Origin of the sequence: Methylobacterium trifolii (assembly GCF_022179685.1) — a bacterium.
GTDB classification, from domain to species: domain Bacteria; phylum Pseudomonadota; class Alphaproteobacteria; order Rhizobiales; family Beijerinckiaceae; genus Methylobacterium; species Methylobacterium trifolii.
Map to the genome: position 1 here is coordinate 1 of NZ_BPRB01000109.1, position 6,667 is coordinate 6,667.

The 6,667-nt window shown below is 70.3% G+C and carries 6 protein-coding genes and 2 pseudogenes; all 8 read right to left on the reverse strand.

Features of this window, described 5'->3' with window-relative positions:
- Window positions 1-1,097: pseudogene (gene bchD / locus COGEMETH_RS10615) on the reverse strand (magnesium chelatase subunit D); the annotation flags it as partial.
- A 12-nt stretch (window positions 1,098-1,109) separates the two neighbouring features.
- Window positions 1,110-2,126 carry a magnesium chelatase ATPase subunit I gene (bchI, locus tag COGEMETH_RS10620; RefSeq protein ID WP_238182539.1) on the reverse strand — a complete coding sequence of 339 codons (1,017 nt, stop codon included), beginning with the start codon at window positions 2,124-2,126 and terminating at the stop codon, window positions 1,110-1,112.
- A 142-nt stretch (window positions 2,127-2,268) separates the two neighbouring features.
- On the reverse strand, window positions 2,269-3,486 hold the full coding sequence (hemA, locus tag COGEMETH_RS10625; protein ID WP_238182540.1) for a 5-aminolevulinate synthase: 1,218 nt from the start codon (window positions 3,484-3,486) through the stop codon (window positions 2,269-2,271).
- Between the two features lie 214 nt (window positions 3,487-3,700).
- On the reverse strand, window positions 3,701-4,498 hold the full coding sequence (gene puhE, locus COGEMETH_RS10630; RefSeq protein ID WP_238182541.1) for a putative photosynthetic complex assembly protein PuhE: 798 nt from the start codon (window positions 4,496-4,498) through the stop codon (window positions 3,701-3,703).
- Between the two features lies 1 nt (window position 4,499).
- Window positions 4,500-5,588 (reverse strand): magnesium-protoporphyrin IX monomethyl ester (oxidative) cyclase, encoded by a 1,089-nt coding sequence (gene acsF / locus COGEMETH_RS10635; protein ID WP_238182542.1) that lies wholly within the window; start codon window positions 5,586-5,588, stop codon window positions 4,500-4,502.
- Complete coding sequence (locus COGEMETH_RS10640) at window positions 5,585-5,881, reverse strand: O2-dependent cyclase accessory protein (protein ID WP_238182543.1); 297 nt, start codon at window positions 5,879-5,881, stop codon at window positions 5,585-5,587. The genes acsF and COGEMETH_RS10640 overlap by 4 nt, the downstream gene beginning before the upstream one ends.
- On the reverse strand, window positions 5,881-6,351 hold the full coding sequence (gene puhC / locus COGEMETH_RS10645) for a photosynthetic complex assembly protein PuhC (protein ID WP_238182544.1): 471 nt from the start codon (window positions 6,349-6,351) through the stop codon (window positions 5,881-5,883). The genes COGEMETH_RS10640 and puhC overlap by 1 nt, the downstream gene beginning before the upstream one ends.
- Window positions 6,352-6,361: 10 nt before the next feature.
- A pseudogene (locus COGEMETH_RS10650) lies at window positions 6,362-6,667 on the reverse strand (photosynthetic complex putative assembly protein PuhB); the annotation flags it as partial.

The following is a 6,667-nucleotide window of genomic DNA, read 5'->3' on the forward strand; positions in this document are numbered from 1 at the left end:
AGGCCCGCGCCGCCGGCCAGCAGCCGCGCCAGCAGGTTTTTGGGGATCGCCGCGCGGGCGGCCTCCAGCACCACGTCCTCCGGGCCCGTCTGCGCGACGGCGCGCTCGTCGGGCCGCTCGTCCGCTGCCGGGGCGTCCTGCCTCGAGGGTGACGGCTCGGCTTCCGTCCCGTCTCCCCCAGCGTCCGGCTGCGCGTCGGGCTGCAGCTCGGAGGCGGGCAGGCGCGTCGCGCGCGGCGCGAGGACGAGGCGTGCGGCCTCGATCAGGTGGACTTCCGCGAGCGCACCGCCGCCGGCCGCAAGCCGCGCGACGCGGATGGCTAGCACCGGCCCACGAAGCGAGACCACGCCCATTGCGTCCGCTGCCGCGCACAGGGTGGCGACGGGATCGGCCGGGACCTCGGGCTCCCGCAGGGCCACATCCGCAACGCGTTTCCCCTCCCCCTTGTGAGGAGGGGTCAGGGGGGGGGATGGTTCAGGATCAAGCGGTGCGGTGCCGTCCGCACCACCCCCACCTCCGGCTCCGCCCCGCAAGGAGAAAGAGAGGTCCAACCCCAGGGACAGGCGCGGATCGTCGCCGATCTCGGCCAGGCCGAGCTCCGACAGGTCGAGGCGGAAGGCCAAGCGGTCGGCCAGCACCTCGGCCGCCGCCTCGTCCTCCCGTCCCTCGTCGAGGAGGACGAGGCCAAAGCGGGCCGGCAGGCGGCGGGCGAGGCCGTCCCGCTCCAGGGCCGCCGCGCCGGTGTCGAGGGCGCCCGCCAGCCGCGCCACCGTGCCGGCGGAGAGGCGCTCGGCCATCGGCACCACGATCACGCCGCCGTCGGATTCAGCCAGCAGCCCGGTCTGGGCCACCGGGCGGCCCGAGCGCAGGGTCGCGGCCAGATCCAGCCCGCCGATCAGCCGGTCGTCGGCGATGCCCGCCGGCATGCGGCGGACGGGGGTGCCGGGCGGTAGGAGGCCGCGCAGGTGCGCCAGCCAGCGCTCCCGCACCGGCCCGGCGCCCGCGCGCAGCACGATGCCGCCGCACCCGTGGGGGTCCGCCGCGAACAGGGCGGCGACGCGAAGCGCCTCGGTCCAGGTCGGATGTGGCTCGGGCATGGGCCTGCCGCCCTACCCAGCGAACATTTCGTCGACCGCGCGTGCCACCCGCGCCGTCGAGCCGGATTCGTCCAGGGGGTTGCGGCGCAGGCGGTGGCGCAGGCAGCTCGGGGCGACGCGGCGGATGTGGTCGTCGCTGACGGCCCCGGCGCCGTCCAGCGCCGCCAGCGCGCGGGCCGTGCGCATCAGGGTCAACTCTCCCCGCAACCCGTCCGTGCCCAGCGCCAGGCAGAGGCGGGCGGCGCTCTCCAGGGCGGAATCCGGCACCGTGACCGACGATAGCCGCTCGCGCGCCGCCGTGATCTTCTTTTGGATTCTTTTCTCGTCCTTGATGTGCGCGTCGCAGAACCCTTGCGGATCGCGCTCGTAGGCGTCGCGGGCGCGCACCACCGCGATCCGGGTCGGGACGTCCTTGGGTGTGCCCACCTCGCAGGCCAGCCCGAACCGGTCGAGGAGCTGCGGGCGCAACTCCCCCTCCTCCGGGTTGCCGGAGCCCACCAGCACGAACTTCGCCGGGTGGCGCAGGCTGAGGCCCTCGCGCTCGACGGTGTTGACGCCGGAGGCCGCCACATCGAGCAGCAGGTCCACGAGGTGGTCTTCCAGGAGGTTGACCTCGTCGATGTAGAGGAAGCCGCGGTTGGCCCGCGCCAGAAGCCCCGGCTCGAACGCCTTCTCGCCGAGTGCCAGGGCCCGCTCCAGGTCCAGCGCCCCGACCACCCTATCCTCGGTGGCACCAAGCGGCAGGTCGACCACGGGCACGGGCTTCCTGTAGGCCTTGCGCAGGCCTTGCGTCGTCGCGCAATGCGGGCAGGAATCGGCCGGCCCCTCGGGATCGCAGCTGTAGGGACAGCCGACCACCGCGCGCATGGGCGGCAGCAGGGCCGCCAGCGCCCGGATCGCGGTGGACTTGCCGGTGCCGCGGTCGCCGAAGACCAGCACGCCGCCGATGGACGAATCCACCGCCGCGATCAGCAGCGCCAGCTTCATCTCGTCCTGCGCGACGATGGCCGAGAAGGGGAAGGTTGGCACGCGGGACGCTGACTCGGCTGGAATGGGATCGCTCCTCCGCCTTACGGGGAGGAGCCGGATGTGAGATGGTGCCACCCTGCGGAGTGGGTCCAGGCGGCCCCCACCCCTACCCCTCCCCGCAAGGGGGAGGAAAGGGCCTACCTTACTCCGCCGCTTTCTGCCTCAACCCGATCCGGCCCCAGATCTCAGAAAACGCATCGACCAGATGCGCGATGTCGGCATCCGTGTGCAGCGGGCCGGGGGTGATGCGCAGGCGCTCGGTCCCGCGCGGGACGGTGGGGTAGTTGATCGGCTGGACGTAGATGCCGAACTCGTCGAGCAGGGTGTCCGAGATTGCCTTGCAGAGGACGGGGTCGCAGACCATCACGGGGACGATGTGGCTGTCGTTGGGGAGCGTCGGGATGTTGGCGGCCTCGAGCGCCGCGCGCACGCGGGCCACCCGCTCCTGGTGGCGGGCGCGCTCGGCGCCGCTCGCCTTGAGGTGGCGGATGCTGGCCGCCGCGCCCGCGGCCACCGCCGGCGGCAGCGAGGTGGTGAAGATGAAGCCGGAGGCGAAGCTGCGCACGAAGTCGCAGAGCTTCTCGCTCGCCGTGATGTAGCCGCCGTGGACGGCGAAGGCCTTGCCCAGCGTACCCTCGATCACGTCGAGGCGGTGGGCGCAGCCGTCCCGCTCCGAGATGCCGCCGCCGCGCGTGCCGTAGAGGCCGACCGCGTGGACCTCGTCGAGGTAGGTGAGCGCCCCGTGCGCCTCGGCCACGTCGCAGATCTCGTCGATCGGGGCGATGTCGCCGTCCATCGAGTAGACGGATTCGAAGGCGACAAGCTTCGGACGGCTGGGATCGACCAGGGCGAGCTTGCGGTTCAAGTCCTCCGGGTCGTTATGGCGGAAGATGTGGCGCTCGGCCCGGCTCGCCCGGATTCCCTCGATCATCGAGGCGTGGTTCTCGGAGTCGGAGAACACGGCGCAGTTCGGCAGCTTGCCCGCCAGCGTTCCCAGCGCCGCCCAGTTCGAGACGTAGCCGGAGGTGAAGAGGAGCGCCGCCTCCTTGCCATGCAAGTCGGCCAGCTCGGCCTCCAGGAGCACGTGGTAGTGATTGGTGCCGGAGATGTTGCGGGTGCCGCCCGCGCCCGCACCGCAGCGCTCGATCGCCTCGTGCATCGCCCCCGTGACGGTGGGGTGCTGGCCCATGCCGAGATAGTCGTTCGAGCACCAGACGGTGACGGGGCGGGTGCCCCCGTCATGGTGGTGCGTGGCATGGGGGAAGTTGCCGGAATGGCGCTCGAGGTCGGTGAAGACCCGGTAGCGGCCCTCGCGGCGAAGCCCCGCGATCTCGGCGCCGAAGAAGGCTTCGTAATCCATGGCCGTCTCCCCGTTTTCTTCGCCGCGTTTCTTCGCGGCGTGTGCCCTGGAGCGTTCCGGATTTCGTACATCTCACGAAACTCCCGGTTCCCCGGGAGCCCTCCCTCCGGCCGCGAGGGCGCAGCGGGAGTTTCGTGAGAGACCCTTACACCGGAAAAACTCCAATCTCTGAGATGTACCCCGCCGCACCGCGCGTCTGCGCGGGCGGAAAGCCCTAGTCTTGCGGCCGGGCCGCGGTGTCGGTGGTGTCGATCGCGCGTGCCGGCAGGCTCCACTGCCACAGTGCGGCGGAGGGCAGCGGCAGCATCAGGAACCAGTGCTCCAGGGTCGCCAGACCCATCAGCGTCGCCAGCATCGTGAGGGCGACGAGGTCGTTGGCGGGTATGCCCTCGGACAGCGCCGCCCGGCCGATCATCACGGTCGCGACCGTACCGAGGCTGACCGAGACCGGGAACAGCAGGTTCATCGGCTTCTTGGTGAGGAAGCAGGCGAGGTAGCCGAGATGGTCGGGCAGGAACTCGGCGTTGAGGTTGCGCACCCCGAGGAACAGGTTGAGCCGGGCGGAGAGGTTCATCAGCACCAGCGTCGCGTAGGTCCAGAGGGCGCAGGTGTTGGGCTGGCCCCAAACCATGACGAGAATCGCCAAGCCGCCGAGCACGATGGCGAATTCGTGCCACAGGCTGGTGGCGAGCGCCGCTAGGAACCGGTCGAGGCCGCGCACGGACGGGGCGCAGGCCACCGGCCGGGGCCCCGAGACGAAGCCCATGTAGTAGCTCATCTCCTGCCAGCCCCAGACCAGCAGGGCGGCGGTAAAGGCGGTGTAGGCCCCGGCCTCCGTCGCATCGCCCGCGCTGCGGGCGATGGCGAAGAGGGAGGCTGCCAGCACCAGCGTGCCGCCGGCCATGCTCCACCGGTGCGTCCGGCGCGGGAGATGATCGAGCAGCAGGATCAAGCCGGTGGAGAACCACCAGAGCAGGACCGCGTAGACAGCCGGGGCCGCGTAGGAGCCCATGCTACCAGACCGGCTGGAGGCGGATGTCGGCCGGCATCGGGTTCTCCTTCACGGGAAGCCAGTAGAGCCGCGCGAAGGTGACGGCCGCAACCGCGACCTGGCCGGCATGCCTGAGCTTGCCGCCGATTCCGCCTTGCGCCCGCGCCTCAGCGATCTTCTCCGAGCAGGCGAGCAGCCGGTCGAGGCACTGCTTGAAGCGGGGGTTGTCGAGGTCGACGGTGATCGGGAAGGTCTGCTTCGAGATCTCGGAGGTGATCCGGAACACCTGGAAGTCGTAGTCGGTCGGGTCGACGCCGAGGGCCTTGTGGAAGGCCGGGCGGCAATGGTCGCGCACGTACATCGTCGCGAAGACCGCGAGCAGGAAGAAGCGAATCCAGTAGCGGTTCACCCCTTCGGTCAGCTTTGGGTTGGCCCGCATCAGCAGGGCGAAGGCCTCCCCGTGGCGGAACTCGTCGTTGCACCACTTCTCGAACCACTTGAAGATCGGATGGATGCGCCGCTCTGGATGCCGCTCAAGCTCGCGGAAGATGGTGATGTAGCGCGCGTAGCCGATCTTCTCGGAGAGATAGGTCGCGTAAAAGATGAACTTCGGCCGGAAGAAGGTGTATTTCTTCGTCTTGGTCAGGAATCCCAGATCCACGCCGATGCCGAAATCCTTGAGCGTGTCGTTGATGAAGCCGGCATGCCGGGCCTCGTCGCGGCTCATGAAGCCGAACAGCTCCTTGATGTCCTTGTTCTTGGCCCGCTTCCTCATCTCGGCGTAGAGCACGCAGCCCGAGAACTCGGCGGTGATCGAGGAGACGAGGAAGTCCAGGAACTCCTTGCGCAGCTCCGGCTCCATCCCGGCGAGGTCGCAGTCGAACTCCTCGTTGCGGGTGAAGTGGCGCTTGTTCGGGTCCGAGCGCAGTTCCTCGATCAGGATGTCCCATTCCCGCCGCACCGGCTCGACGTTCGTGCGGTCGAGCTCCACGAAGTCGGTGGTGTAGAAGCGCGGCGACAGGAAGGTGGTCTCCTGCGCGGCCTTGGTGGATTCGTTGACGGGCGTCTTCGGCAAGACGGCGCCGATCGGGGGCTGGACGTTGGCGTTCACAGCTTTCTCCTTTCGGAAAAGCTCACCTCGTAGAGCTCGGTCAGCTCCAGGTGGGCGATCATCTTTGTCCAGGCTCGCTCCAGGCGGCCGGCGCGGGTCACTGTGGCGGTCCGCCTCACGCTGAGGCGCTCGCCGTAGGGGACGGAGGTCGGCGCGTCGTGCACCCGGACCTCGTCGCCGGGTTCGATCTCGAAGCCGGCATCCAGGGTCACGTGGGCGTGCAGGCTCTCGGGGGTCTGCTCGATCTCGACGGTGCAAGGCACCTCGACGATCCGCTTGCCGAGCCACGCCATCAACGGGTCTCCGTCGCGGGGCGGCCGGGCTCGGGCAGCAACCGGGCGAAGGAGCGGGCGTTGGTGTCGCCGAAGGCTTCGAGTGCCACCTCGCGGCCCGTGGCCGCGTCGCTGAGCGAAAGCCGGCCGTCGTCCAGCCGCGTCAGGCGGAAGGGCGTCTCGGGCCCCTTGCCCGCGCGCTGACGCGCCTGGGCCAAGCCGCGCAGGGTGCCGCGGATGAAACCGTCCTCTCCGGGGCGGACCAGCGCCACCAGGTGCCGGTCGGCGGCGTCGCGAAGCGCGATGGAGCCGTCCGCCTGGTCCTCGGCGCGGAAGTCGAGCTGCGCGACGGACCGGGCCGGAGGCAGCGCGGTCAACCCGACGCCTTCCCCGCGTCCGATCATCACGGCCAGCATGGTGAAGCCCATGAGCGCCCCGGACCCGATCAGGGCCATGGCCGGGATGGGCCCGCCCTCCGTCGCCTCACGCATCCGTACCTCCCTACTCCGCCGCGATCAGACGGCCGGGGGTCTGCGCCCCCTGAGCCGCTGCCGGCCGTGCCACCACCATCGGCATCGCTCCCTCGGTGCCGTCCGCATAAGCGATCAGCGCCCGGGCGAGTACGCCGGCGACGGCGTCCGCATCCGGCACCGAGCGCAGCATCGGCTCGGGCCGGGACAGACGCCAGGGCCGGGCATGCGGCCAGAGCTGAAGGTAGGCCACACGGATGCCCGGCCGCAACTGCAACGGTATGTCTCCGCTCGCATCCGTAAAGCCGCGTACCGACGCACCCTGAACCTGCCCTTC

Bases quoted from the DNA above. Each gene is read 5' to 3' on its own strand.
- hemA (WP_238182540.1), bottom strand. From the start codon at position 3,486: ATGGATTACGAAGCCTTCTTCGGCGCCGAGATCGCGGGGCTTCGCCGC.
- puhE (WP_238182541.1), bottom strand. From the start codon at position 4,498: ATGGGCTCCTACGCGGCCCCGGCTGTCTACGCGGTCCTGCTCTGGTGG.
- COGEMETH_RS10640 (WP_238182543.1), bottom strand. From the start codon at position 5,881: ATGGCGTGGCTCGGCAAGCGGATCGTCGAGGTGCCTTGCACCGTCGAG.
- puhC (WP_238182544.1), bottom strand. From the start codon at position 6,351: ATGCGTGAGGCGACGGAGGGCGGGCCCATCCCGGCCATGGCCCTGATC.